Here is a 23,784-nt window from a genome sequence, read left to right as displayed (position 1 = left end):
ACCGGTTTTCCGTCTGGACGCGCGTAAAAACAGAAAGTTAGAGCATTTCCGGTGATCCGGTGTTTTCCGGAAATGCTCTAGAAGTTGTTTCTTGGGAGGAAATTCAATGAAACTGGTGACTTATGATCGCGGCGACGGCGTCGGCCGCCCCGGCGCGCTTCTGGGCGATGGCGAACGCATTCTTGATCTTGCGGCGGCCACTGATGGGGCCATCGCCTCGATCCAGGGGCTGATCGAGGGCGGTGACGCGGCGCTTGAGCGCGCCCGGAACGCCGAAGCATCGGCGTCGAACGGCCATATGGTTGAGCGAAGCGCCGTGCGGCTGATGGCGCCGATCGAGCCGCCGATCCAGATGCGCGATTGCCTGTGCTTCGAAACCCATCTGAAACAGGCCTTCCAGCAGGCCCGCAAGCTGCGCGCCAGACAGTTCGATAATCCGGAAGAGGCGGAGGCGGAAATGGCCCGCAAGGGCATTCTCTCGGTGCCGGAAACCTTTTACGAACAGCCGATCTATTACAAGGCCAACCGCTTCTCCGTCGTCGGCCACGAAACCGATGTGATCTGGCCGCGCTATTCCAAATTCATGGATTTCGAGCTGGAGTTCGGGATCTACATCGGCAAGACCGCCAAGGACGTGAAGGCGGCCGATGCCCGTCCCTATATCTTCGGCTACACGATCTTCAACGATTTCACCGCCCGCGATGCCCAGACCGCCGAAATGGGCGGTCAGCTTGGCCCCGCCAAGGGCAAGGATTTCGACACCGCCAACCCGATGGGCCCGTGCCTGGTGACGGCGGACGAATTCGGCAATCCCAATGACAAGACCATGATCTGCCGCGTCAACGGCGAGGAATGGGGCCGGGGCAATACCGGCACGATGTTCTGGAGCTTCGAACAGGTGATCGAACACGTCTCGGCCTCCGAGACGCTGCGGCCCGGCGAGTTTCTGGGCTCGGGCACCGTCGGAAACGGCTGCGGGCTCGAGCACATGCGCTTCCTGTCGCCGGGCGATGTCGTCGAGCTCGAGGTCGAGGGCATCGGCATCCTGCGCAACCGGCTGGTCAAGGTCGACTGACATGGCGCGCATCATCGGTTGGGGCCATACGCCCTTTGGAAGGCTAGCCGAAACGCTGCCGGAACTGGTGGTCGCCGCCGGGCGGGAGGCGCTGGATCATTCCGGCGTTCCCGCCGCCGAGATTGGCGGCATCTGGCTCGGGCACTTCAATTCCGGCATGGTCGGCGACGCTTTCGCCTCGTCGCTGGCGCTCGATATCGATCCTGACCTGCGTTTCACGCCCGCGACTCGGCTTGAAAACGCCTGCGCCTCTGGCTCGGCGGCGCTTTGGGGCGCGCTCGATGCCGTCGAGGCGGGCAGGGTGGATGCGGCGCTGGTGATCGGCGTGGAGAAGATGACCCATCTGACGACGCCGGAGGTGACGGCCGGGCTTGCCGGCGCGTCCGACCAGCGGGAGGAGGCCGGCGTCTCCTTCCCCGAAATCTTCGCCCGCTTCGCACGGGCCTATGCCGCTGAATACGGCGACAGGACCGATGCGCTGGCCCGGATCGCGGTCAAGAACCACGCCAATGCCATGGCGAACCCGTTGGCGCAGATGCATAAGCCGCTCGATTTCGATTTCTGCCGGGAGGTTTCCAACCGCAATCCAATGATCGCCGATCCGCTGAAGGTCACCGATTGCTCGCTGATTTCCGATGGCGCGGCCGCACTCGTGGTTACCCGCGACGAGGCGGCGCGGGGCGCGGCAAGGGCGGTTGCCATCCGGTCGCGGTCCCAGGTCAACGATTTCCTGCCGATGTCGCGCCGTTCGGCGACGGAACTGACGGGCGCTGCCCGTGCGATCCGCCGCGCGCTGGAGGCGGCGGGGCTCGGCATTGGCGATATCGATGTCGCGGAAGTGCATGACTGCTTCACCATCGCCGAACTGATGATCTATGAGGCGATGGGGCTGGCCACACCCGGCGAGGGCCACCGGGCGATCGAGGAAGGCTGGGTCGCGCGGGACGGCATCCTCCCCGTCAATCTTTCCGGCGGGCTGAAGGCCAAGGGCCATCCTGTCGGGGCCACCGGCGTTTCGATGCATGTCATGGCCGCAAGGCAGGTTCTGGGCGAGGCGGGCGGCATGCAGCGTGCCGGCGCGGAGCGCGCGCTGGTCTTCAACATGGGCGGTTCGGGCGTCGCCAACTATGCCTCGGTGCTTGAGGCGGCGGCGACATGAATATCGCGCACTGGCTTGATCGCGCGGCGAAGCGCTGGCCCGAAGCGCCTGCTTTGCTCGTGGGCAACGAAATTGTGGCGGATTATGCCGCGTTCAATGCGCGCGCCGGCGGGTTTGCGCGCTGGCTCGTTGAGGAAGCGGGCATCGCGCCGGGCGACAGGGTCGTGCTGTTCATGAAGAATTGCCCGGAATATCTGATCGCGCTGTTCGGCATCTGGAAGGCGGGGGCGGCCGCGGTGCCGGTCAACGCCAAGCTCCATCCGAAAGAGGCGAACTGGATCATCTCCCATTCCGGCGCGCGGCTGGCGCTGGTCTCCGAAAGCCTGGCGGAGGGCATCGAAGCCCCGTCCATGCTGACTGCGCCGGGCGAGATATTTGCCCTCGCGACCCATATGCCGGTTCTGCCGACCCAAGAGCGCGGACCGCGCGAACTGGCCTGGCTGTTCTACACATCCGGCACCACCGGCAGGCCCAAGGGCGTGATCATAACCCACGCCATGCTCGCCGACATGTCGCTCAGCTATCTCGCCGATGTCGACGACGTGACCGGCCGGGACGCAGCACTCTACGCCGCGCCGATGAGCCATGGCGCGGGGCTCTACGCGCTGGTTCACGTGCTGCGCGGCGCGGGCCATATCTGCCCGCCCTCCGGCGGCTATGATGCCGATGAGTTTCTCACGATCGCCGCCGCCCATGGCTCCGTCAGCGCGTTCCTGGCACCGACCATGGTGCACCGGCTCACCCATGCCGCCCGCGCATCCGGCAGCAGGGGCGAGGGGCTGCGTACTGTCGTTTATGGCGGCGGTCCGATGTATCGCGCCGATATCGAAGCGGCGCTCGATCATTTCGGCCCGAAATTCGTACAGATCTACGGCCAGGGCGAATGCCCGATGGGCATCACGGCGCTTTCGCGCGCCGAGATCGCCGACCGGGATCATCCCGACTGGCCGATGCGGATCACATCGGTCGGACGGGCGCAATCGGCGGTGACGGTGAATATCCTGCGCGACGACGGCACGCCCGCCGAACCGGGCGAGATCGGCGAGATCGTGGTGCAGGGCGCGCTCGTCATGCCCGGCTACTGGAATGCGCCGGAGGCAAGCGCGGAAGCCCTTGTCGGTGGCTGGCTCAGAACCGGGGATCGCGGCGCGATGTCGGCCGATGGCTACGTCACCATGCATGACCGCTCGAAGGACGTGATCATCTCCGGCGGCACCAATATCTATCCGCGCGAAGTCGAGGAGGCGCTGCTGACCCACCCTGCGGTGGACGAGGTCGCGGTGATCGGCCGGCCGTCTGCCGAATGGGGCGAGGATGTGGTGGCCTTCGTGGTGATCGCGCCGGGCGCGGCCTTGAGCGCGGCGGAGCTTGACGCGCATTGCCTCGCCTCGATCGCCCGCTTCAAGCGCCCCAAGGCCTATCGCTTCGTGGACGCGCTGCCGAAGAATGCCTATGGCAAGGTTCTGAAAACCGAGCTGCGGTTGCGGGAACGCGAACAGGGCTGACATCCAGGGCTGTCTGACCTCTTCGCGACGCGAACTTGATCAGCCCTTGCGGGCGTCATCGATCGCCGCGACGTCGATCTTGCGCATCTGCATCATGGCCTCGAAAGCCCGCTTCGCCTCATCGCCGCCTGCCGCCAGTGCCTCCATCAGTGTGCGGGGCGTGATCTGCCAGGAGAGACCCCATCTATCCTTGCACCAGCCGCAGGCGCTCTCCTCGCCGCCATTGCCCACGATCGCGTCCCAATAGCGATCGGTCTCCGCCTGGTCCTCCGTCGATATCTGAAACGAGAAGGCCTCGGTGTGGCTGAAGGCCGGACCGCCATTGAGGCCGAGGCAGGGAATGCCGCAGACGGTGAACTCGACGGTGAGCACGTCGCCCTTCTTGCCGGAGGGATAGTCGCCCGGCGCGCGATTGACCCGCGTCACCGCGCTGTCGGGAAACACCTCCGCATAAAAGCGCGCGGCTGCCTCGGCGTCCTTGTCGTACCAGATGCAGATCGTGTTCTTGTGCAATGTTCTTCCTCCCGTGCTTCAGATAGGTTGATATCATCCTATTGTGAGATTGCCGAAATGCAAGCCCCATGGCAATAGTGTTGAGATGGAAATGCGGTGGAGCAGGGGACAGCGACATGAGAGCCGTTATTTTTCGTATTTTCTTCATTCTGACGATTGTTTTCCAAGCCGGCGCGGCATGGTCGAACTGGCTGGATTACCGCGAGGAACACGCGATCGTGCCTTATGACGAGGTGAAAGGCTGGCGGGTTTATGCCATCGATCATTCCATGTCGGGCTTTCTGGGCTGCGGCGCGGTGAAGACGGAGCCTGCCGGGCCGCTGATCGTCGAAAACTATCAGGATAAATGGCAACTCGTCGTGCCGACCGGGCGCAGCGATGCGGACCGTTATGATGGCGCACTGATCTCCTTCGATGATCGCGCTATCGACTCGCAGTTCGGCTTCGAGGGCGGACATGCGGTGTCCAGTCTGACCCGGGATGAGGTCGGATTCCTGATGCAGTCGGCTGCGCTGACGGTCGCGATCAACGGTGAAAAACCGCTGCGCTTCAACCTTTCCGGCTCGACCGCGGCGGTGCTGAAGATCCGGGAATGTGTCGACCGTCGGGGCGCGCCGCCCTCCACCGGCGCGATGCCGGCCGCTGCAGACGACGAGACCATCTATGTGCCCTCGGTCGAAGCCTGTCTCGGCGGCAACCGCACGCAAACGACGGGCGACAAGCGCAAGATCCGGTTCACCGCCGACCGCTCGCTCGATTTCCCCTTCGATCTCTACTGGATCGATTTCGACGGCAAGCGGCAACCCTACGCCCGCCTTGCTCCCGGCCAGTCGATCGAGATGGAAACCTATGTCGGCCACCAATGGGTCGCGGAATTGGACAAGGATGCCTGCGCCTATGCCGAGATCACGCCCGGCCTGAAAACCGTGATCTTCAGATACGAGGATTTCTGAGGAACGCTGACCGCGTCGGGCGAACTATTCGAACAAAAGAGAAAATGGCGCGCCCGACAGGATTCGAACCTGTGACCTTTGGAATCGGAATCCAACACTCTATCCAGCTGAGCTACGGGCGCTTCGGGCAGGCGGTGGCCACCTGCGCGGATTGTTTAACCCAGCTTGCGGGCGGCATCAATCGCAAAAATCGCGCGATGTCAAAAACGATGCCGATCGAGGGTGTGCGGGAGAGGGTAGGCCCGGGCGCGCGCCTGTTAGACCAAAGGATAAGGCGCCTCTGTTTCGGTTCCGTTTTCGCGCAGCCGGGCGGGCTGGAAATTCAACGGCTTAGATAATGTGCCGACTGCAAATATAGCAGAATTGGTATATCAGCTTCGTTGATCTCAATTTGACACTGGCATCGTTCTGATAACACCCTTCTCTCGCGATCTGCGTTTTGCAACCGCACGGGTTGCGAAGGGGAGGACCTGAGCGCCGGCACACCGGCCGAGGCGCGGAGCGAACAGATATTCGCGAATTGGGAGAGAGATATGAAATTGTTAGTTTCCGCATTTGCCGTTGCGGCAGTGACGGTTGCGTCGTTTGCCGTGCCGAGCTTTGCGCAGGACAAGGGAACGATCGGGATCGCGATGCCGACCAAATCCTCGGCGCGCTGGATTTCGGATGGGCAGTCCATGGTCGAGCAGTTTCAGGAGGCGGGCTACGACACCGACCTGCAATATGCAGAGGATAATATTCCCAACCAGCTGTCACAGATCGAAAACATGATCACCAAGGGCGTCGACGCGCTGGTGATCGCCTCGATCGACGGCACCACGCTTTCCAACGCGTTGGCAAATGCCGCCGCCTCGGGCATTCCGGTGGTCGCCTATGACCGGCTGATCCGCGAGAGCCCGGATGTCGACTATTACGCCACCTTCGACAATTTCCAGGTCGGCGTGCTTCAGGCCGAAAGCCTGGTCGATGGTCTGGAACAGCGCTTCCCGGACACCAAGCCGTGGAATGTCGAGCTGTTCGGCGGCTCGCCGGACGACAACAACGCCTATTTCTTCTATGACGGCGCGATGTCGGTGCTGCAGCCGCTGATCGACTCAGGCGATATCGTAATCCCGTCGGGCCAGATGGGCATGAACCAGGTCGGCACGCTGCGCTGGGACGGCGCGGAGGCGCAGGCCCGCATGGACAACCTTCTGTCCGCCAACTACACCGACAAGCAGGTCCACGGCGTGCTGTCGCCCTATGACGGCCTGTCGATCGGCATCCTGTCCTCGCTGAAGGGCGTGGGCTATGGCACCGGCGACCAGCAGATGCCGATCGTGACCGGCCAGGATGCCGAAATCCCCTCGGTCAAGTCGATCATCGCCGATGAGCAGTACTCGACGGTGTTCAAGGATACCCGTGAGCTTGCCCGCGTGACCGTCGGCATGGTGGACGCCCTTCTTCAGGGCGGCGAGCCGGAAATCAACGACACCGAGACCTATGACAATGGCGTCAAGGTGGTCCCGTCCTATCTGCTGTCGCCGGTCTCGATCGACGCCTCCAACTGGGAGGAAATCCTGGTCGACCAGAGCGGCTACTACACCCTTGACCAGCTCAAGTAATCACCACAAGGGCGGGCGTTGCGACGCCCGCCCTTTCCGGTGCGAAGGATTTTTCTTCGTTCCGTTTTGACTTACGTGCCTCAATGTTTCCGGCGTGTGTCCGGTGCTGGGCGAAGTTCCTCCGCAAGGTCGGAGGCGCATTCATGAGACGGGCCATATCGGCCCTCAACGGGAGAGAGACATGAGAAAGATTATCTCCATTTTCGCAGCCGCCTCCGTCGCGGCAATGGCTGTCGCCGCGCCGGCGCTTGCCGCCGACAAGGGCTATGTTGGCATCGCCATGCCCACCAAGGGCCTTGACCGCTGGAACAAGGACGGCGCGTCCATGGTCGAGCAGTTCAAGGCCGCCGGCTACAAGACCGACCTGCAATATGCCGAAAACGAAATTCCCCAGCAGTTGTCGCAGATCGAAAACATGATCACCAAGGGCGTCACCGTTCTGGTGATCGCGGCGATCGATGGCGGTTCGCTCACCGGTCCGCTCGCCAATGCGGCCGCCGCCGACATTCCGGTGATCGCCTATGACCGGCTGATCCTCAACACGCCGGATGTCGATTATTACGCGACCTTCGACAACTACAAGGTCGGCGTCTTGCAGGGTAACAGCCTCGTAGAAGGCCTGAAGGAACGCTTCCCCGATGTGAAGCCCTGGAATGTCGAGCTTTTCGGCGGTTCGCCGGATGATAACAACGCCTATTTCTTCTATAATGGCGCGATGTCCGTGCTTCAGCCGCTGATTGATTCCGGCGATATCGTGATCCCGTCGGGCCAGATGGGCATGGACAAGATCGGCACGCTGAACTGGTCGAACGCCGCCGCCCAGGCGCGCATGGATAACCTGCTTTCGGCCTATTACACCGATAAGCCGTTGCACGGCGTCTACGCTTCCAATGACGACCTCGCCATGGGTTCGATCTCGTCGCTGAAGGGCATCGGCTACGGCTCCGGCGACATGAAGATGCCGATCATCACCGGTCAGGATTCCAACCTGCCCAACGTCAAGGCGATCATCGACGGCGACCAGTATTCCTCGATCTTCAAGGATACCCGCAAGCTTGCCGGCGTCACTGTCGGCATGGTGGAAGCGATCGGCGAGGGCAAGGAGCCGGAAGTCAACGACACCAGCACCTACAACAATGGCGAGAAGGACGTGCCGTCCTACCTGCTGGAGCCCGTGATCGTGACCCAGGACAACTGGAAGCAGATCCTGGTCGATGACAGCGGCTACTACACCATGCAGCAGATCGAGAATTGATCGTCTGAGGTGATCTCAATGCGCCCGTCGCCGGCATTTCCGGCGGCGGGCTGACGCACGCGAGCCCCAAGGGCTTGTCGGTAACGCGTCGAAGGAATGGGTGGCGCTTGACGCGCGATCCGGTGCCAAACGGTGACAGGTGTCATGACAACATTGCTCGAAATGCGAAAGATCACCAAGACCTTTCCCGGGGTGAAGGCGTTGAGCGACGTCGACCTGAAGGTCGAGGAAGGCGAGATCCACGCGCTGGTCGGCGAGAACGGCGCGGGCAAATCCACGCTGATGAAAGTGCTTTCCGGGGTCTATCCCCACGGCTCCTATGAGGGCGAAATCTACTATGCCGGCGAACTGGCGACCTTTTCCGGCATTGCCGACAGCGAAAAGAAGGGCGTCATCATCATCCACCAGGAGCTGGCGCTGGTGCCGCAATTGTCGATCGCGGAGAATATCTTCCTGGGCAACGAGGTGTCGCGCGCCGGCGTGATCGACTGGCCGGAAACCTTCGACCGCACCGAAAAACTGCTCCGCAAGGTCGGGCTGAAGGACCCGCCGGCGACGCTGGTGGAGAAGATCGGCGTCGGCAAGCAGCAGCTTGTCGAGATCGCCAAGGCGCTGTCCAAGGATGTCCGCCTTCTCATTCTCGACGAGCCGACGGCCGCGCTTTCGGAATCCGACAGCGCCAAGCTTCTCAAGCTGCTTCTGGACCTGAAAAAGCAGGGCATCACCTCGATCCTGATCTCGCACAAGCTGAACGAGGTCGAACAGATCGCCGACAATATCACGGTGCTGCGCGATGGTTCGTCGGTCGCCGATATCGACTGCTCCACGGAGGAAGTCAGCGAAGCCCGGATCATCCAGGCCATGGTCGGCCGGACCATGGAAAACCGCTATCCCGACCGCGAGCGCAAGTTCGGCGAGGAACTGATGGCGGTGAAGGACTGGACCGTGTGGCACCCCGAACAGGCCGACCGCAAGGTGATCAAGAACGTCGCCTTCAACGTGCGTGCCGGCGAGATCGTCGGCATTGCCGGCGTGATGGGGGCAGGGCGCACCGAGCTTGCCATGAGCATTTTTGGCCACAGCTATGGCCGTAATATCTCCGGCGAGGTCTGGCTTGGCGGCGAGAAGGTGGATGTCTCCACCGTGCCGAAAGCCATCCATGCCGGGCTTGCCTATGTGACCGAGGACCGCAAGGGGCTGGGGCTGATCCTGGACGAGCCCATCACCCGCAATGTGACGCTCGCCCATCTTGGCGGGGTTTCCAAATATGGCGTTCTGAACACCGCCGAGGAAACCAAAACCTCCGAGCACTATCGCAAGGCCATGAACATTCGCACGCCGACAGTGGCCCAGCGCGTCGTCAACCTTTCGGGCGGCAACCAGCAGAAGGTGGTGCTGTCGAAATGGCTGTTCACCCAGCCGGACGTGCTGATCCTGGACGAACCGACGCGCGGCATCGATGTCGGCGCCAAATACGAGATTTACACGCTGATGAACGAGCTTGCGGCCGAAGGCCGAGGCGTCGTGATGATCTCATCGGAAATGCCGGAACTGCTCGGCATGTGCGACCGCATTTACATCATGAACGAGGGGGCATTGGTGGGCGAACTGAGCGCTGAAGAGGCGAGCCAGGAACGCATCATGTCCTTCATTGTCAGGAAATGAGAGAGCGATGAATACACCCGAGGAAACCGCCGCGGACGAGCACAAGCCCTCGATCCGCTCCTATCTGACACTCAGGATGCGCGATTACGGCATCCTGCTCGCTTTGATCGTCATCATCGCGTTTTTCCAGATCGTCACCGACGGCGTGCTGATGCGACCGGTCAACATCACCAACCTGTTCCTGCAGAACTCCTATGTGATCATCATGGCGCTTGGCATGCTGATGATCATCGTGGCCGGGCATATCGACCTGTCGGTGGGCTCGATCGTGGGGTTCATCGGCGCGCTGGCCGCAGTGATGATTGTCCACTGGCAGGTGCCGGTCGTGGTCGCCTTCTTTGCCTGCATCTTCGCCGGCATGCTGATCGGGGCGTGGCAGGGATACTGGGTCGCCTATTGGCGCATCCCGTCCTTCATCGTCACGCTCGCGGGCATGCTGATCTTCCGCGGGCTGTCGCTGTGGATCCTCAATGGCCAGTCGGTTGGCCCGTTCCCGGGGTCCTTCCAGCTGCTGTCGACCGGTTTCGTGCCCGACCTCTTCGGCGTCGGCCGGCCGAATATGACGGCGCTTGTGGCCGGCATCATCGCTGCTGCCGCGATCGTCTATCTCGCCTGGCGGTCGCGGGCCCGCAACGTCGCGTACGGCATCGAGGATGAGCCGCTGTCCTTCTTTCTTGGCCGCAACATCATCGTTGCCGGCGTGCTGGTGTTCGTGGCCTGGAAGCTCGCCTCGTTCCGCGGCCTGCCGAACGTGCTGATATCGATGGCGATCCTGACGGTGATCTACACCTTCATCACTGAGAGCACGACCTTCGGGCGCAGAGTCTATGCCATCGGCGGCAACGAGAAGGCGGCGGCCCTTTCAGGCATCAACACCAAGCGGCTGAACTTCATCGTGTTCGTGAACATGGGCATGCTGGCAGCACTTGCCGGTCTCGTGTTCGCCGCCCGCCTCAACATAGCCACGCCCAAGGCCGGCAATGGTTTCGAGCTTGATGTGATCGCGGCGGTGTTCATCGGCGGCGCATCGATGTCGGGTGGTGTCGGCAAAATCGTCGGCGCTGTGGTCGGCGCCTTCATCATGGGCATCATGAACAACGGCATGTCGATCATGGGCATCGGCATCGATTACCAGCAGGTGATCAAGGGCCTGGTGCTGCTCGCCGCCGTCGTCTTCGACGTCTACAACAAGAACAAAGCCTGAATTCCCGCGGGAAAGGCAGGGCGACACAGCCCTGCCGCTTCGCGCGCCATGCGTGACCCTGACACGAAAAACCCCGGCACATCGGGGGATGATGTGCCGGGGCACGGGGCGCACCCCCTTTTTCCAGACTGCCGGACGAGCCGGCACCTTGGCGCGTCTGGATAGGGCATTAACGCGTCATCTCGCAAAATGGACCAAAAGAAAAGTAAAAAATTTAACAATTGGGTCCAGCGCCCCAATATTCGGGTTCTTGCGACCATGCCGAGCGGCTACGCCCGACAAGCGCAGCCTCCTTTGAAATAGGGCGCTGGCGTCGGGCGTCTACCTGAAAGACGAATGCGGATTTGCGTTTCCGCCGTACGGCAAGGTCAAAAAAACTCGCGCGGCTGGATCATCGGCCGGTTGGTCTGAACCGCCCGTGCTCTCCGGGAAATGGATGGCGTAAAGCCAGGGACCGATGATTTCAGGCCCGCGCGTCGACCGCGGCCTTTTCCGGGATCGAGGGCTGGGCGCCGGGCTTGAGGCAGGCGAGCGCGCCTGCGACGGCGGCGCGGTGCGCGGCTTCCGCGAATGGCAGCCCCTGATCGAGCCCGCTTGCGAAATAGCCGCAGAAGGTATCGCCGGCGCCGACGGTATCGACCGGGTCGATCTTCAGCGCGTCGATGCGGTGGAAATTGCCCTCATGCATGGCGACGACGCCCTCGGCCCCGAGCGTGATCACGATTGTCTGGCCGGTCTCGTCATGGCGGGTCTTCAGCATCGAAATTCGCCCTTCGCTGCCGAGTTCCTCGGCCCCGACGAGCCGCTCGAACTCGGTCTCATTGGCAATCACGATATCGGCGAGCGCACCGAGTTCGGCCGCTTCCGGCGTCAGCGGCGCGGTGTTGAGGATCGTACGGATGCCTTTTTCGCGGGCGCTCTTAAGCGCAACGCGGATGGCATTGGCGGGAATTTCGAGCTGCAGCACCAGCGTATCGTCCGGCGACATTTCTGCCACGACCGCCTCGGCGTCCGCTTCGGTGACCTTGCCGTTGGCGGCGGCGTTGATGACGATGACATTTTCCCCGTCGCCGCCGACAAGGATCATCGCCGTGCCGGTGGGGCCATCGGTCGTCTTCACCGCCGAAAGGTCGACGCCGGCCTCCGAAAGGAGGGCGGTGGCGGTGGAGGCGAACTCGTCATTGCCGACGGCGCCCGCCAGGGCGACGGTGGAGCCGGCGCGGCGCGCGGCAAGCGCCTGGTTTGCGCCCTTTCCGCCCTGGGCGGTGGCAAAGGAGGTGCCGGCCACGGTTTCGCCCGGTTTCGGCAGGCGCGGCGTGGTGGCGATGAGGTCCATATTGATGGAACCGAAGACCGTGATCATGGCAGTACTCCCGTCAGCCTCGCTTGGTCGACCCGAAGGCTTCCGCCGGAAGGCGAGGCCATCTTTCACGCCTCGCCGGTCCGGCACACTCAAACATCGCATCCAGTCGGCCGACCGCGAAACCGGCCGCCGGTGCTCTCTCTTGCGCTTTTATTGCGCGCAAGCCGCGATGGCAATCAGTCCTCGTCGACGACGCGCAGTTTCATGCGGCCGAGCCCCTGCTGTTCCTCATCAAGCGTGGAAGACGGCTCAGCCTCCTTTCCGCCGGTCTCGAATTCCAGCGTGGCGATCCGTTCGCCGCGCCGGGCGATCTTGCCCGTGGATATTCGGATCGTCTCGACATCCTGACGGGCCTGATTGAAATGGCTTTCCAGCTTTGCCACGCGCTCGTTGAGGCGGGCGAGGTCCGCCAGAAGGTGGGCCACCTCGCCCTGTATCAGATGCGCCTGTTCGCGCATGCGCTGGTCCTTCATCACCGCCTGCACGACCTGGATCGACAGCAGCAGCAGTGTCGGCGACACGATCACCACGCGCATGGCATGGGCGCGCTGCACCACCGCCTCATAGTGCTCGTGAATATCGGCGAAAATCGACTCGGACGGCACGAACAGGAAGGCCGTGTCCTGGGTTTCGCCGGGCAGCAGATATTTGTCGGCGATATCGCGGAGATGGGTATCGAGATCGCGGCGGAAACGCTGGCTGGAGGCGCGCGCCGCCTCGTCGCTGTCCGCCGCGCGCATGGCGTTCCATGATTCGAGCGGAAATTTGGCATCGATGATCAGCGGCGGCGCGCCGTTCGGCATGTCCACCACGCAGTCGGGCCGGGTCCCGTTCGACAGCGTTGCCTGGAACCGAAAACTGCCGGCGGGCAGGGCATCGGCGATGATCGCCTCCATCCGCCCCTGGCCGAAAGCGCCGCGGGTCTGCTTGTTTGACAGAATCGCTTGCAGGCCCACCACATCCTTGGCGAGCGACTGGATGTTGTTCTGCGCCGCGTCGATGACGGCAAGCCGCTCCTGCAGGCGCCTGAGGTTTTCGTGTGTGGTCTGGTGCTGCTGGTGCAGCGTGGTGCCGATCCTTTGCGAAAGGCCGTCGAGGCGAGAGCCGAGCGCGGCATTCAGTTCCGACTGGCGGCTGCCGAACAGTTCCGCCATCGTCGCCATGCGGCCCTGCATTTCGCTTTGCGCCTGCACCAGTTGCTGCAACTCGCGTTCGAGGCCCTTGTCCTGCCGCGCCCCGCCGCGCCGGGCCAGGAGAATGACGAGGGCGGCAATCATAATGCACAACGCGCCGGCCATGGCGAGCGTCGCCGTGTCCATTGCCGCCAGTCGGGCCATCACTGCGTCCATAACGTCACCTCTCTTATCGCGAGCCTATCGCAGATTTTTCTTGAAATAAAGATCAAAACGTGAACAAAATGATTGGCAGGCAACAAAGAGGACGGGAGGTTTGAGGTAGACCGTATGAAAATATTTCCCCCGGCGCGAACATGCGCTATGGGGTGGGCATGACCACGATGCCATTGATTATTTTGCCGGACCCTCTGCTGCGCACGGTCTCGAAACCGGTCGAGCGCATAGACGACGACCTGAAGAAATTTGCTGACGATATGCTGGAGACTATGTATGAGGCTCCCGGCATCGGCCTTGCCGCGATCCAGGTCGGGGTTCCCCGCCGCATGCTGGTGCTCGATGTCGCCAACAGGGACGAGGGCGAAAAGCAGCCCATGGTGGTGATCAACCCCATCGTGCTGCACACTTCCGACGAGCGCTCGGTCTATGAGGAGGGCTGCCTGTCGATACCGGAGTTTTATGCCGAGGTGGAACGTCCGGCGAACGTGCGGGTGCGTTATACCGACCTCGCCGGCAAGGAGCAGGAAATCGAGGCCGACGGCCTGCTCGCCACCTGCCTGCAGCATGAGATCGACCATCTCGACGGCGCGCTGTTCATCGATTATCTGTCGCGTTTGAAGCGCGATCGGGTGATCAAGAAGTTCACCAAGGCGGCCAAGCACAAGCTTTAGGACATGCCGCATCGATGCGGCATGCCTGCAAAAACGCCTCGAAACGGCATGGTGAGAGCGGGCCCGTGCTTCCGTTGATTGGCGAACCCCTGATTGGCGAACCCATTGAAGGCCTGCTTGCGATATCGAAGCGCGTCGTTTCGTCCCGCCGGGAGGCCGTTGCGGTTCGGTGTATTTCCGGGTGCGGCAGATTTGTCTTTGGCAGCACGGCGGCCGCGTTCTATCTATCCGGTTGCCGCGGTTTCGTGGTTGCCGCATTGCGTGGGCCGGAAGGAGCGATCATGACCCTCAGAATCATTTTTATGGGTACACCCGAATTCTCCGTTCCCACCCTCAGGGCGTTGAAGGAGGCGGGCCACGAGATTGCCTGCGTCTATACCCAGCCGCCGCGGGCGGCCGGCCGGCGCGGGCTGACAGAGGTGAAGTCGCCGGTGCATCAGGCTGCCGAACTGCTCGGCCTGCCGGTGCGCACGCCGGAAAATTTCCGTGAACCCGAAGATCGCGCCGCCTTCGCCGCGCTCGATGCCGATGTCGCGGTGGTGGTCGCCTATGGTCTGCTGCTGCCGGAAGCGGTGCTGAACGGCACGCGGCTTGGCGCCTATAACGGCCATGCCTCGCTTCTGCCCCGCTGGCGGGGTGCTGCTCCGATCCAGCGCGCGATCATGGCCGGCGACCGCGAGACCGGCATGATGATCATGAAGATGGAAAAGGGGCTCGATACCGGGCCGGTGGCGCTGACCAAACGGGTCACGATCGGTCCCGACATGACGGCCGGCGCGCTGCACGACCGGCTGATGCATGACGGCGCGCGGCTGATGGCGGAGGCGATGAAGAAGCTCGAGGCCGGTGACCTGCCGCTTTCGCCGCAGGCCGAAGATGGCGTCACCTACGCGAAGAAGATCGACAAGAGCGAGACCCGGATCGATTTCAGCCGGCCGGCCGCCGAGGTGCATAATCATATCCGGGGGCTTGCGCCGTTTCCGGGCGCCTGGATGGAGGTGCCGGCGGGCAAGAGACTCGAGCGGGTCAAGGTGCATGAAAGCGCGCTCGGCGAAGGCGAGGGCGCGCCCGGCACGGTGCTTGCGGGGCCGGATCTCACGATCGTTTGCGGCAAGGGCGCGGTGCGGCTCCTCCGGCTGCAGAAGGCCGGCGGAAAGCCGCTTTCGGCCGAGGATTTCCTGCGCGGCACGCCGCTTCTCCCGGGAATGGTGATTGCCTGATGCCGCGTTACCGCCTGAAGGTTGAGTATGACGGCACGGCATTTGTCGGCTGGCAGCGACAGGCCGAGGGGCGCTCGGTGCAGAGCGCGCTGGAGGAGGCGATCGCCGGGTTCTCCGGCGAGACCGTGTCGATCCGCGGGGCGGGGCGCACGGATTCAGGCGTTCACGCCCGCGGCCAGGTGGTGCATCTCGATCTCATCAAGCCCTGGAGCCCGTTCACGCTGCTGAATGCGGTCAACGCCCATCTTCGGCTTGCCGGCGATGGCATTTCGGTGGTCGATGTGGTCGAGGCCGAGCCGGATTTCGATGCCCGGTTCTCGGCGCTCAGGCGGCATTATCTCTATCGCATCATCAACCGGCGCGCTCATCCGGCGCTGGAATGGAAGCGCGGCTGGTGGGTGCCGAAGCCGCTGGACCACGCGGCCATGCATGCGGCGGCCCAGATGCTCATCGGCAGGCACGATTTCACAACATTTCGCTCGGTGCAGTGCCAGGCGAAATCGCCGGTGCGCACGCTCGATCGGCTCGATGTGACGCGCGACGGCGATATCATCGAGATCCGCGCCACCGCCCAGAGCTTTCTGCACAACCAGATCCGCTCCTTTGCAGGCACGCTGAAACTTGCCGGCGAGGGCAAGATGTCGGCGGAAGACGTGCGCCAGGCGCTGGAGGCGCGCGACCGCAAGGCCTGCGGTCCGGTGGCCCCGCCGGAAGGGCTTTATTTCATGCAGGTGGACTACCCGGGCGATTGAGCGATATCCGGACGGGGCTTGCGTCGTTCGGTCTTCCGATATATCTATATTTCCAGCTTTATGGATATGTTTGAGGTTCCGATGTCCGTCACCATCTACCACAATCCCGCCTGCGGAACGTCGCGCAACGTGCTGGCAATGATCCGGCAGTCCGGCGAGGAGCTGGAGGTCATCGAATATCTGAAGACCCCGCCAACGCGCGAAAAGCTTCAGGAATTGATCGCGGCGATGGCAATTCCGGTGCGCGATCTGCTCCGCCGCAAGGGCACGCCCTATGAAGACCTCGGCCTCGATGATCCGGCGCTTTCCGACGACGAGCTGCTCGACGCCATGATGGAACATCCGATCCTGATCAACCGCCCGATTGTGGTGACCGAGAAAGGCGCAAAACTGTGCCGCCCGTCGGAGACCGTGCTCGAAATCCTGCCGAACCCGGCAATCGGCGGCTTCACCAAGGAAGACGGCGAGGTGGTCTCGCCGCAGGGCAAAAAGTGAACCTGCCGGACGCGGGATCAATGCCCGCGCTGGATGAAACGGCCCTGTCGATCCCGAACGCCTGTTTTCCGGCAACCGGATCGCGCATCCGCCCAGGGTGCTGATGCTCTACGGGTCGCTGCGCGAACGCTCCTATTCCCGGCTTCTGACGGAGGAGGCGGCGCGTTTGCTTGCGGCATTCGGCGCGGAGGTGCGGATTTTCGATCCGCACGGACTTCCACTGGTCGGCAGCACCGATGAAGATCATCCGAAGGTGCAGGAGTTGCGGTCCGCCTCGATCTGGTCCGAGGCGCATGTCTGGTGCTCGCCCGAACGGCACGGCGCGATGAGCTCGGTCATGAAAACCCAGATTGATTGGTTGCCGCTTTCGGCGGGCGGCGTGCGGCCGACACAGGGGCGGACCCTGGCGCTGATGCAGGTATGCGGCGGATCCCAGAGCTTCAACACCGTCAATCAGATGCGCATTCTCGGCCGCTGGATGCGGATGTTCACAATTCCCAACCAATCCTCCGTCGCCAAGGCCTACAACGAATTCGACGAGAGCGGACGGATGAAGCCGTCACCCTATTATCGGCGCGTCGTCGATGTCATGGAGGAACTGGTGAAGTTCATCCTTCTGCTTCGCGGGCAGAGCGCATATCTGACCGAGCGCTATTCCGAGCGGGTCGAGGCGGCCGAGAAACACGTGCGCCAGACCGGCGCCTGACGCTGGAATGCGCGGCGGCGCATCCTCACTGCGTTGAAACGGTCTGGCCGGTGACGCAGGTGAGTTCGCCGAGCGGCGGCTGGGCGACCTGCATCTGATAGGCGGCGCGCTCTTCCTTGGTCTGGCAATAGGGTATCGTGACGTCGGAAAAGCCCTTGTCTGCAAGGCAGCGGTTGATCAGGCGCTGGCGCAGTTTCTCGTTGGTGTCGTAGCTATAGCTTTCCACCGGCGTGGTGTAGCCGCCAACTTCGCCGCATATGGTGGTGTCGCCGTTGGTGTCGCAGCTCACGAAGCCGGGGTAGCTGTAGCCGCCGGTCACTTCGGTCACCATGTTCTGCGGCACATCCTTCAGCGCGGCGATGAAGCACTGGTCATAGGCTTCCTGCCGCTCTGCGCGGGTCGAGCCTTCCTTGTACAAAATCGAAACCGGCCCCGTCTGGCAGGCGACGAGCCCCAGCAGAACGGCGAGCGCCAGCGCTTTTCTGGTCATGACATATCCCCCGATGCATACAATCTTTGCGTGAGCGGCAGCCCCTGTCAAGTAAGGGCGCTCTCACCCACCCACGATATAGCGCGTGCCGATATCGGTGACCAGCAGCGCGGTGATCGCCGAGGCGATGATCGCCGCCGCCGTTGGCAGCACTTTTTCATCCATCAGCATGTAGACGATCCGGATCTCGAACAGAAAGGCGCCGAGCAGCACGGTCTGGAACACGATCAGCACGATGGTCGCCAGCGGCTGCAGCCCGGTCGCGATCAGGAAGATCGCGAGTGCTGCGAAGATGTTCACCGGCAGGCTCAGCCAGTTGGTGGCGACGATGATCTTGAGGAAGGCGCGCGGCAGGCCGGAGACCATGCAGACGACGCCGAGCACAACCAGCGGCGCCATCCAGCTCAACCCCTGAATCAATGCGGTGCGCAGAAGCGTTACGAGCGTGAGGTCGATCGGGGGCTGCACAAGGCGGGTAAGGCTCACCAGCTCGCTCGCCACCATCAGCGGAAGGCAATAGGCAAGCGCCCAGAACGAGCGCGCCACGCCCCGCTCGGTGAAATCCAGATAGCGCGCATGGGCCGGATCGGCCTTGAACAACAGCCAAAGTCCGCGCAGGTAGAAAAGGACCTCAGCAAGCAGCGGCAAGCGCGAACCACCTCTCTATGAAATGCCGGTAGATTTCGGTGAGATTTTCGAGGTCGGCGACCGCCACGCGCTCATCCACCTTGTGCATGGTCTGGCCGACAAGGCCGAATTCGACAACCGGGCAGTAATCCTTGATGAAGCGGGCATCCGAGGTGCCGCCGGTGGTGGAAAGCTGCGGCGTCTTGCCGGTGACCGCCTCGATCGCGTCGGACAGGCTGCCGGCAAGCTGTTCGTCACGCGTGAGAAACACGGGGCTGACGCGTCCGAGCCATTCGACAGCAAAACGGGTGGTATCCTTTCCGCCGGTGCGCGCCGCGCGTTCGATCCTGTCGAGAATTTCGGCCTTCAGCGTCTCTTCGCTCCAAAGGTCATTGAAACGGATGTTGAAGGTCGCTGTCGCCTTTTCCGGGATCACATTTGTGGCCGGATTGCCGGTATCGACCGAGGTCACCTCCAGATTGGTCGGCGGAAACAGATCCGTGCCGTTGTCGAGCGGCGTGCCCATCAGCGCATCGAGCGCGCCGGCCATGGTCCTGAGCGGGTTGTCTGCGAGGTGCGGGTAGGCGACATGGCCCTGAACGCCGGTCAGGGTCAGCCGGCCCGTCAGCGAACCGCGCCGACCGACCTTGATCATGTCGCCGAGCGCGTCCGGATTGGTCGGCTCGCCTACAAGCGCCGCGTCCCAGTGCTCGCCGCGCGCGGCCGCCCATTGCAGTAGTTTGTCCGTGCCGTTGATGCCCGGGCCTTCCTCATCGCCGGTGATCAGCAGCGACACGGAGCCCGCCGGCTTGCCGTTTTCGCCGATGAAGCGGGCGAGCGCGGCCACGAAACAGGCAATGCCGCCCTTCATATCGACGGCGCCGCGACCGTAAAGCAGGCCGTCGGCGATCTCGGCGGCAAAGGGCGGATGGGACCAGGAGGTCTCGTCGCCGGGCGGCACCACGTCGGTATGGCCGGCAAACATCAGATGCGGGCCCTCCGCGCCGAGCCGGGCGTAGAGATTTTCGACATCCGGTGTGTCGTCCCCGCTTGCCGTCATCCGCTCGACGGTAAAGCCGAGCGGGGCAAGCATCGCCTCAAGCGCCGAGAGCGCGCCGCCTTCTTCCGGGGTCACGGAGGGGCAGCGGATCAGGGCTTGCAGGTTCTCGACGGGATCGGTGGCGCTCATCATCTCTATCTGGATATTTCCACGGCGATTGCCAGTGGTCAGTCGCGCAGAAGCTCGTTGATGCCGGTCTTCGAGCGGGTCTTTTCATCGACGCGCTTGACGATCACCGCGCAGTAGAGGCCGGGGCCGGGCGCGCCATTGCCCATCGGCTTTGCGGCCGGCAGCGTGCCGGCGACGACGACCGAATAGGGCGGGATTTCGCCATAGCTGATCTCGCCGGTGGCGCGGTCGACGATCTTGGTCGACTGGCCGATATAGACCCCCATGCCAAGCACGGAGCCCTCGCGCACGATGCAGCCCTCGACCACTTCGGACCGCGCGCCGATGAAGCAATTGTCCTCGATGATGGTGGGACCCGCCTGCATCGGCTCCAGCACGCCGCCAATGCCGACGCCGCCGGACAGATGCACATTCTTCCCGATCTGGGCGCAGGAGCCGACGGTGGCCCAGGTATCGACCATCGTGCCTTCATCGACACGAGCGCCGAGATTGACGAAGGATGGCATCAGCACCACGCCCGGCGCGATATAGGCCGAGCGGCGCACGACGGCGTTGGGCACGGCGCGGAAACCGGCCGCGCGGAACTGGTTGTCGCCCCAGCCCTCGAACTTGGAGGGCACCTTGTCCCACCACGTGGCGTTGCCGGGGCCGCCCTTGACCACTTCCATGTCGTTCAGGCGGAACGACAGCAGCACCGCCTTCTTCAGCCACTGGTTGACCTTCCAGGCGCCGTGTTCCTGCCTTTCGGCCACGCGAGCCTCGCCGCTGTCGAGCAGATTCAGCGCCTCTTCGACGGCATCGCGCACCTCGCCCTTGGTCGAAACCGAAATTTCGCCGCGGTTTTCGAAGGCGTTGTCGATGGTTTTCTCGAGGGATGTGAGATCGGTCATGCTGGTATCCTGTGCCGGTCGCGCCGATGGGCGCAAAGATAAGCCTTGGTCTGAACCGATCTAAGCGAGGCCAGCCACGGCGTCAATCTTTGCCGACCGTTCTTCCCGGACAAGCCGCCGTCATGCCAAACGAAAATGCCCCCGCAGGGGCGGGGGCACTTCGATGGAGGTCTGTAAGCTGCCGATCAGCGCATCGGGCGGCGATCCGGAAGGTCCTCGATCGTGATCACCATGTCGCCATTGCGGTCCATGCGGGAAAACATCTTGGCGGCAAGCTGGGCGAACTCTTCCTGGCTCACCTGGCCGCTGCGGTCGGTGTCGGCGCGCACGAAGAAGATGCGTTCGACATTGCCGGGCCGTCCGCCCCATTCCTTGCCATCCCGGTTCCTGCCGTGATCGTCATCGCGGCCGCCCATGCGGTGCTGCGGGCCATCGCCGTTCATCGCCATGCGTCGCGGGGCATCCTCGTTCATGCCTGTGGGGCCGGCTTCCTTGTCTGCCATCTCGCGGGCGGGCTTACCATCGGGGCCGGGCATGCCGTTCGGGCCGCCATTCTGCGCGGCCATTTTGCCGCCGGGGCCGGGCATGCCGTCTGGTCCGCCATTCTGCGCCGCCATCTTGCCGCCGGGGCCCGGCTTTGCGGGCGCGTCGTCGCGGGCGGCCATCTTGCCTTCAGGGCGCGGGTTGGCGTCGCGGAAGGCCTGCCGTTCGGCCTCGCGGAAATCGGCAAATTCGCCAGGCGTGATCACGCCGTCGCCATTGACGTCGATTTCCTCGAACCGGCCGTCCTGGAAGGCCACGACCTCGTCCTCGGTGATCTTGCCGTCCTTGTTGGTGTCGGAGGTCTTCAGCAGGTAGATGAAGCCGCGTTCGGGAGCGGGGCCGCGCATGTCGCGGGCGAGGCTCGGGGTTGCGGCGGCGCCGAGCGCCAGCGTCGCGGCAAGGGCGGAGACGGTGAACTGCTTGCGATTCATGACTTCTTCCTCATTGTGGTGTTGCGATGAGGAAAGAGTAGGTGAGCGCCTGCTCAAAGACGACTTAATTTACGGAAAGGTAGCCTGAATAATCGGTAATTCATATTCCGTTCATCATAACAGGCTGGAAACGAAACCCGTCAGGTCTTCCGTCACGTAATCTATGTGGCCCGTTTCGTCGCCAAGCTGCTCGAACGCTTCGGCGAACCCGTATTCCAGATTGGGCGGCACGATCAGCACGGTGCGCATGCCGAGCGCTTTCGGCTCCCGCAGATTGCGGGGCAGGTCCTCGAACATCGCCGCATGACTGGTGTCGACGCCGGAGCGGTCGAGGAACTTGCGATAGGCTATCGCATCCGGCTTGGGAACGAAGCCGGCGGCGACGATATCGAAGATGTCGTCGAAATGATCGCGGATGCCGAGTGCGGCGGCGGTCTTTTCGGCATGCGGCACGGAGCCGTTGGTGAAGATGAACTTGCGGCCCGGCAGCGCCTTGATCGCCTCGCCCAGCACCGGATTGGGCTCGATCACGGTGTAGTCGATCTCATGCGCCTTTTCGAGAAAGTCGTTCGGGTCGATCTGGTGGTTGATAATCAGCCCCTGCAGCGTGGTGCCGTGGTCGCGGTAATACTGCTTCTGCAAGACCCGCGCCTCGTCATGCGGCAGCGAGAGCAGCCGGGCGACATAGTCCGTCATGTTGCGGTCGACCTGCGAGAACAGGTTGACGTGATGCGGGTAGAGCGTGTTGTCGAGATCGAAGACCCAGTCGCGGACGGTCTCGAAATCGGTTTTCTTGGGGTGCGTCATCGGTGTTGTCATGCCTGCCTTATGGCAGAGTGCGGGCGGGAAGGGAACGGGCTTTGCGTTTCGACCCAACTGGCGCCGGGGCAAAGGGCGTGGTAGACAGGGTCTATGTCGACATGCATTCGCCAGAGCCCGATCATCCTGCAGGACCGCAAGCGCCTGCCGGTGCGGTTCTTTGCCGATTTCTGCAAGACGGTGAACGGACGACTTTGAAGCGGTAAACGGCGGCCTCTGCCGTCAGATATACCCCTTTCATCCTCTTCAAGGTCAATTCCCATGGAAATCTGGATCGGCATTACATTTGCGGCCGCATTCCTGCAAAATCTGCGTTCATCCCTTCAGAAATATCTGAAAGGGCGCATGGCCACACTCGGGGCCACATTCACCCGTTTCGGGTTCGGCGTGCCGTTCGCCGCGCTCTATTTCGCGATTCTCGCCTATGGCCTCGACCGGCCCATACCATCCGTCAATGGCGATTTCCTGTTCTGGTCGGTGATCGGCGCGGCAGGGCAGATCGCGGCGACATTCCTGCTCGTCTACCTGTTTTCTTTCCGCAATTTCGCGGTTGGCACGGCCTATTCGCGCACCGAGCCGGCCCAGGCCGCCATTCTCGCATTTCTGTTCTTCGGGGCGACGATCTCCTATGTGGCGGTGATCGCCATCCTGATCTCTATTGCCGGCGTCATGCTGATCTCACTGTCGCGCAGCGCCGTCAGCTTGCATGCCCTGATTGCCGGTCTGATGACCCGAACGGCACTGATCGGCATCGCGTCCGGCACGCTGTTCGGGCTTTCGGCGGTGTCCTACCGAGCGGCCTCGCTGGCGCTGGCGCCCACACTGCCTCAGCCCGACAGCATCATGCAGGCGGCTTTCACACTGCTGGTGGTGATCGTGATCCAGGCGGTTGCGATGATCGCCTACATGCTCGCCTTCGACCGTACGGAGCTTGGCAAGGTGCTGCGCGCATGGCGTCCCGCACTGGCCGTCGGCTTCGTCGGCGCGACCGCGTCCTTCGGCTGGTTCATCGCCATGACCCTGCAGCAGGCCTCTATCGTCAAGGCGGTGGCGCAGGTCGAAATGCTGTTCACCATCGCCACCTCGGTGCTTTTCTTCCGCGAAAAAATCACCCGCGTGGAATTGCTCGGCTGCGGGCTGGTGGTCTGCGGCGTGCTGGTGCTGCTGTTTGCGTGAAGGTCTCACCCCTTCGGCCACACGGAGAACGCTGCCTGGACCCTCGGGTCAAGTGTACGGCCTTGATACATACCTGACACTTCTCGGATTGCAATCTGGGAGGTTGGGATGGGGTGGGAGACGAAGT

Annotated in this window: 23 protein-coding genes and 1 tRNA gene; 14 read left to right on the top strand and 10 right to left on the bottom strand. The window is 62.8% G+C overall.

Annotation, left to right across the window (positions count from 1 at the left end; genetic code table 11):
* Positions 1-106 precede the first annotated feature (106 nt).
* Genes V6766_RS22955 through V6766_RS22945 form a run of 3 tightly spaced genes read left to right on the top strand, consistent with a single transcriptional unit; the run spans position 107 to position 3,739 of the window.
* A complete protein-coding gene (locus V6766_RS22955; protein ID WP_448470561.1) occupies positions 107-1,075 on the top strand; it encodes a fumarylacetoacetate hydrolase family protein in 969 nt (322 codons plus the stop codon).
* A 1-nt stretch (position 1,076) separates the two neighbouring features.
* Positions 1,077-2,234, top strand: a complete 1,158-nt coding sequence (locus tag V6766_RS22950) for a thiolase domain-containing protein (RefSeq protein WP_448470559.1) — start codon at positions 1,077-1,079, stop codon at positions 2,232-2,234.
* Positions 2,231-3,739: an AMP-binding protein gene (locus tag V6766_RS22945; RefSeq protein WP_448470557.1), complete on the top strand. Its 1,509-nt coding sequence runs from the start codon at positions 2,231-2,233 to the stop codon at positions 3,737-3,739. The genes V6766_RS22950 and V6766_RS22945 overlap by 4 nt, the downstream gene beginning before the upstream one ends.
* A 39-nt stretch (positions 3,740-3,778) precedes the next feature.
* Here V6766_RS22945 and V6766_RS22940 read toward each other — a convergent pair whose 3' ends face one another.
* Positions 3,779-4,252, bottom strand: a complete 474-nt coding sequence (locus V6766_RS22940; RefSeq protein WP_448470555.1) for a VOC family protein — start codon at positions 4,250-4,252, stop codon at positions 3,779-3,781.
* Between the two features lie 116 nt (positions 4,253-4,368).
* Between V6766_RS22940 and V6766_RS22935 the strand changes: the two genes are divergently transcribed.
* Positions 4,369-5,205 (top strand): VHL beta domain-containing protein, encoded by an 837-nt coding sequence (locus V6766_RS22935; RefSeq protein ID WP_448470553.1) that lies wholly within the window; start codon positions 4,369-4,371, stop codon positions 5,203-5,205.
* Positions 5,206-5,250: 45 nt separating this feature from the next.
* Here the strand turns inward: V6766_RS22935 and V6766_RS22930 are convergent.
* Positions 5,251-5,327 (bottom strand) — tRNA-Arg (locus tag V6766_RS22930).
* A 411-nt stretch (positions 5,328-5,738) separates the two neighbouring features.
* Between V6766_RS22930 and chvE (V6766_RS22925) the strand changes: the two genes are divergently transcribed.
* From chvE (V6766_RS22925) to mmsB, 4 genes are all read left to right on the top strand, one after another.
* Positions 5,739-6,809: a multiple monosaccharide ABC transporter substrate-binding protein gene (chvE, locus tag V6766_RS22925; protein ID WP_448470551.1), complete on the top strand. Its 1,071-nt coding sequence runs from the start codon at positions 5,739-5,741 to the stop codon at positions 6,807-6,809.
* Between the two features lie 181 nt (positions 6,810-6,990).
* Positions 6,991-8,064, top strand: a complete 1,074-nt coding sequence (gene chvE, locus V6766_RS22920) for a multiple monosaccharide ABC transporter substrate-binding protein (protein WP_448470549.1) — start codon at positions 6,991-6,993, stop codon at positions 8,062-8,064.
* Between the two features lie 144 nt (positions 8,065-8,208).
* A complete protein-coding gene (mmsA, locus tag V6766_RS22915) occupies positions 8,209-9,729 on the top strand; it encodes a multiple monosaccharide ABC transporter ATP-binding protein (RefSeq protein WP_448470547.1) in 1,521 nt (506 codons plus the stop codon).
* Between the two features lie 7 nt (positions 9,730-9,736).
* On the top strand, positions 9,737-10,933 hold the full coding sequence (gene mmsB, locus V6766_RS22910; RefSeq protein WP_448470545.1) for a multiple monosaccharide ABC transporter permease: 1,197 nt from the start codon (positions 9,737-9,739) through the stop codon (positions 10,931-10,933).
* A gap of 463 nt (positions 10,934-11,396) precedes the next feature.
* Here the strand turns inward: mmsB and V6766_RS22905 are convergent, their stop codons facing one another.
* Together V6766_RS22905 and V6766_RS22900 are read right to left on the bottom strand one after the other, a co-directional pair.
* A complete protein-coding gene (locus tag V6766_RS22905; protein ID WP_448470543.1) occupies positions 11,397-12,296 on the bottom strand; it encodes a ribokinase in 900 nt (299 codons plus the stop codon).
* A gap of 176 nt (positions 12,297-12,472) precedes the next feature.
* On the bottom strand, positions 12,473-13,645 hold the full coding sequence (locus V6766_RS22900; protein ID WP_448470541.1) for a DNA recombination protein RmuC: 1,173 nt from the start codon (positions 13,643-13,645) through the stop codon (positions 12,473-12,475).
* Between the two features lie 158 nt (positions 13,646-13,803).
* Between V6766_RS22900 and def the strand changes: the two genes are divergently transcribed.
* The 5 genes from def (at position 13,804) to arsH (ending at position 17,492) form a co-directional block, all read left to right on the top strand.
* Positions 13,804-14,319, top strand: coding sequence for a peptide deformylase (def, locus tag V6766_RS22895; protein ID WP_448470539.1), 516 nt, complete (start codon positions 13,804-13,806; stop codon positions 14,317-14,319).
* Positions 14,320-14,600: 281 nt separating this feature from the next.
* Positions 14,601-15,539 carry a methionyl-tRNA formyltransferase gene (fmt, locus tag V6766_RS22890; RefSeq protein WP_448470537.1) on the top strand — a complete coding sequence of 313 codons (939 nt, stop codon included), beginning with the start codon at positions 14,601-14,603 and terminating at the stop codon, positions 15,537-15,539.
* Positions 15,539-16,291 (top strand): tRNA pseudouridine(38-40) synthase TruA, encoded by a 753-nt coding sequence (gene truA / locus V6766_RS22885; RefSeq protein WP_448470535.1) that lies wholly within the window; start codon positions 15,539-15,541, stop codon positions 16,289-16,291. The genes fmt and truA overlap by 1 nt, the downstream gene beginning before the upstream one ends.
* A gap of 81 nt (positions 16,292-16,372) precedes the next feature.
* Positions 16,373-16,786, top strand: coding sequence for an arsenate reductase (glutaredoxin) (arsC, locus tag V6766_RS22880; protein ID WP_448470533.1), 414 nt, complete (start codon positions 16,373-16,375; stop codon positions 16,784-16,786).
* 61 nt (positions 16,787-16,847) lie between these two features.
* Positions 16,848-17,492: an arsenical resistance protein ArsH gene (gene arsH, locus V6766_RS22875; RefSeq protein ID WP_448470601.1), complete on the top strand. Its 645-nt coding sequence runs from the start codon at positions 16,848-16,850 to the stop codon at positions 17,490-17,492.
* 25 nt (positions 17,493-17,517) lie between these two features.
* Here arsH and V6766_RS22870 read toward each other — a convergent pair whose 3' ends face one another.
* The 6 genes from V6766_RS22870 to V6766_RS22845 all read right to left on the bottom strand — a co-directional run bounded on the left by V6766_RS22870 (position 17,518) and on the right by V6766_RS22845 (position 22,481).
* On the bottom strand, positions 17,518-17,982 hold the full coding sequence (locus tag V6766_RS22870) for a hypothetical protein (protein WP_448470531.1): 465 nt from the start codon (positions 17,980-17,982) through the stop codon (positions 17,518-17,520).
* A gap of 63 nt (positions 17,983-18,045) precedes the next feature.
* Entirely contained in the window at positions 18,046-18,630 is a 585-nt protein-coding gene (locus V6766_RS22865) for a hypothetical protein (protein ID WP_448470529.1), read from the bottom strand.
* Complete coding sequence (gene dapE, locus V6766_RS22860) at positions 18,614-19,798, bottom strand: succinyl-diaminopimelate desuccinylase (RefSeq protein WP_448470527.1); 1,185 nt, start codon at positions 19,796-19,798, stop codon at positions 18,614-18,616. The genes V6766_RS22865 and dapE overlap by 17 nt, the downstream gene beginning before the upstream one ends.
* A gap of 38 nt (positions 19,799-19,836) precedes the next feature.
* Positions 19,837-20,688 carry a 2,3,4,5-tetrahydropyridine-2,6-dicarboxylate N-succinyltransferase gene (dapD, locus tag V6766_RS22855; RefSeq protein WP_448470525.1) on the bottom strand — a complete coding sequence of 284 codons (852 nt, stop codon included), beginning with the start codon at positions 20,686-20,688 and terminating at the stop codon, positions 19,837-19,839.
* Positions 20,689-20,873: 185 nt separating this feature from the next.
* Complete coding sequence (locus tag V6766_RS22850; RefSeq protein WP_448470523.1) at positions 20,874-21,662, bottom strand: EF-hand domain-containing protein; 789 nt, start codon at positions 21,660-21,662, stop codon at positions 20,874-20,876.
* Positions 21,663-21,776: 114 nt separating this feature from the next.
* Positions 21,777-22,481, bottom strand: a complete 705-nt coding sequence (locus tag V6766_RS22845) for a pyrimidine 5'-nucleotidase (RefSeq protein ID WP_448470521.1) — start codon at positions 22,479-22,481, stop codon at positions 21,777-21,779.
* A gap of 261 nt (positions 22,482-22,742) precedes the next feature.
* On the opposite strand from V6766_RS22845, the gene V6766_RS22840 reads away from it, so the two are divergent.
* The gene (locus V6766_RS22840; protein WP_448470519.1) at positions 22,743-23,657 is read left to right on the top strand and encodes an EamA family transporter; all 915 of its coding nucleotides are present in this window, start codon (positions 22,743-22,745) and stop codon (positions 23,655-23,657) included.
* Positions 23,658-23,784 lie beyond the last annotated feature (127 nt).

Source organism: Martelella sp. AMO21009, from assembly GCF_053484295.1.
This window is presented reverse-complemented; position numbering and strand designations above follow the sequence as displayed.